Source organism: Mesotoga infera (assembly GCA_011045915.1).
Classification (GTDB): Bacteria; Thermotogota; Thermotogae; order Petrotogales; family Kosmotogaceae; genus Mesotoga; species Mesotoga infera_D.
The window spans coordinates 1-2219 of the sequence record DSBT01000192.1 but is presented as its reverse complement, the minus strand read 5'-3'; the positions used below and the strand labels follow the sequence as shown (position 1 = coordinate 2219).

2 protein-coding genes are annotated in these 2219 nt (G+C 45.7%); both read right to left on the bottom strand.

Annotated elements, in window-relative coordinates:
- Positions 1–186 (bottom strand): sugar ABC transporter permease (locus tag ENN47_07105; protein HDP77936.1); only part of this gene is annotated, 186 nt, incomplete at its 3' end.
- Between the two features lie 45 nt (positions 187–231).
- Positions 232–1461 (bottom strand): extracellular solute-binding protein, encoded by a 1230-nt coding sequence (locus ENN47_07100; GenBank protein ID HDP77935.1) that lies wholly within the window; start codon positions 1459–1461, stop codon positions 232–234.
- Positions 1462–2219 lie beyond the last annotated feature (758 nt).

Below are 2219 nucleotides of genomic sequence, written 5' to 3'. Positions count from 1 at the left end.
GTAGTTGTTAAAACCGATGAACACATTTTCCTTGAGAAGACTCCAGTTGAAAAAACTAATTACGAGACCAAAAACCAGTGGAACTACAACAAACAGTGCGAAGAAGAACAGGTGAGGGAGAAGGAACAGCCACGATCCTACCTCCCTGCGGAACCGTCTAGGTGATTTAGAATGTGATTGTGTCAATTACTCCTCCTCCCTTCACCAAGTAGAGCGATTACTTATTTACGATCAGTTTCTTGACCAGTAGTCGTCGAGGATTTCCTGAACGGCAAACGCAGCTTCCTTCATACCGGCTTCAGGAGATATTGAGTGCAGCACCAGTACTTCCTCAAGGTAGACTGCTATTTCGGCCTCGATTTCCGATATCAGCGGGAACATCTGGAACTGCCTTACGTATTCGGAATCCTGAGACACTGCGTAAATGTGAGGCAGTCTATCTTTCAGCTCCTGACTCTCGGCGATCGATTTTCTCGCAGGAGTCTGTCCCGCTTCGTACCAATCTATCGCATGGTCCCACAGATACTTGATGAATGTTGTCGCGGCATCAAGTGTCTTAGGATCTTCGACCATGACTCTTGGCATCGCCAGTACGTGAGAGCCTCCAAACACGGCCTTAGTGTTGCCTAGCTGAGGAGCTACCGCATAACCGAAATCCTCACCCAATTGTTCCATCCAGGGCTTAATGGTCCAGATACCGGTTATCAATACTGTGCTCTCCCCGGACTGGAAGGACACGCCAGGGTCGGCTACCTGCATGGGAAGAATACCCTTCTCCTGCATTTCGAGCATCAATTTACAGACTTCGATTCCGGCTTTCTCGAATGCCGGCTCTTTGAAGTCGTCTGTCAAAACTTCTCCGCCGTGCTGCCAGAGAAGGTGGAACCAGATCCATGTCCAGGCGGGGTTTTCATAGTACGGTGTAAGTCCTGGAGGTGTAATGGGAATTAGGGCTTCCATTGCGGAAATAAACTCTTCTCTTGTCTTCGGCGGGTTGTCAGGGTCGAGGCCAACCTCTGCGAAGTTTCCTCTGTTGTATGCCATGTAGAAAAGCCATATGTCCATTGGAATACCGACTACTTTGCCATCTACTACAAGTCCATCGAGAACACCCGGGAAGATGTCGTCGGTGTCGATTCCATACTTGTTAAGCCATTCTTCTGCTGTAAAGCCCATGAAGTGTTCCAGATAGAGAGGCATGTCAAATTTCCTGATGAACATGATCTCGGGAGCTGTCTTGGATGCAATACCCATCGAGAGCTTGTTCTTCATATCAAGAGAAGACTCTACGACAACATGGACGACTTCAATATCCGGATGTTCGGCATTGAACTTTGCAACAATCTCATCCATGTACGCACCGTCAGCTCCGGTAAGCGGCGTCATCATCGTAATCGTTACACCGAAAGACAAGCTAACAGCGACAACTAGCGCAAGTGCCAGAAACATCAACTTTCTCATTTGTTTCACCTCCTAATAAAGGAAAACGTTTGATAGTCGAAAAAGAACAGATCGCAATCAGGTGTTCACTCTTTAGCTTGTTATATCACCCCCCAAAAGAGTGGATTGTTTCAATCTGTCAGACCTCTAAACAATTAAGATATATCTTCCATGAATGAGTATTAGGTATGAGTTGGATTCGAGAGTCAAGGCTTAGACGAATGCTGATCGGAAAACATTTATATGTACGTACCTAATTGCAAAACAGAAATTTCCTACAAATCAGTTCCGCAAAAAGTCTAGTTCCGAATGCTCCAAAGCCGAAATAATCGATGATGTTAAGAGAAGAATCAATTTACGGTCATATTCTAGCAAAATATCTAATGACTCACCAAATTGAATTAGAGGCATTCTGCGATGATCTGAGCCCGGTTTTGGTCGAAATCCTTGCCATTCATAGCTCGACTACTCAAAAGATCAGTTCTCTTCGATTTCTATCGTGTTTTCATAAAGTAATGTCCGTACATATATGGAGTATAGAACTCAAGAAGGCGATAACAGTCTCCATGTGTCGAGCAGACAATATCTCTGAACTCCCGAGTTGTGTTAAACCGGTCGCTGAACATTAGTTAAACTCGCTCAATGCTGAACGTTGTGAAGAGCCGTCATCCGAAGAGCAGTTGAAGGTTTCCAGTTCCAAGTTGCAGTGTGCCAAGAAGGCGAAGAAGGGAACTTCAAGCCATGCTTAATCGAAGATGAGGGAGGGCCCCTCGAAGCCG

Bases quoted from the DNA above. Each gene is read 5' to 3' on its own strand.
- ENN47_07100 (HDP77935.1), bottom strand. From the start codon at position 1,461: ATGAGAAAGTTGATGTTTCTGGCACTTGCGCTAGTTGTCGCTGTTAGC.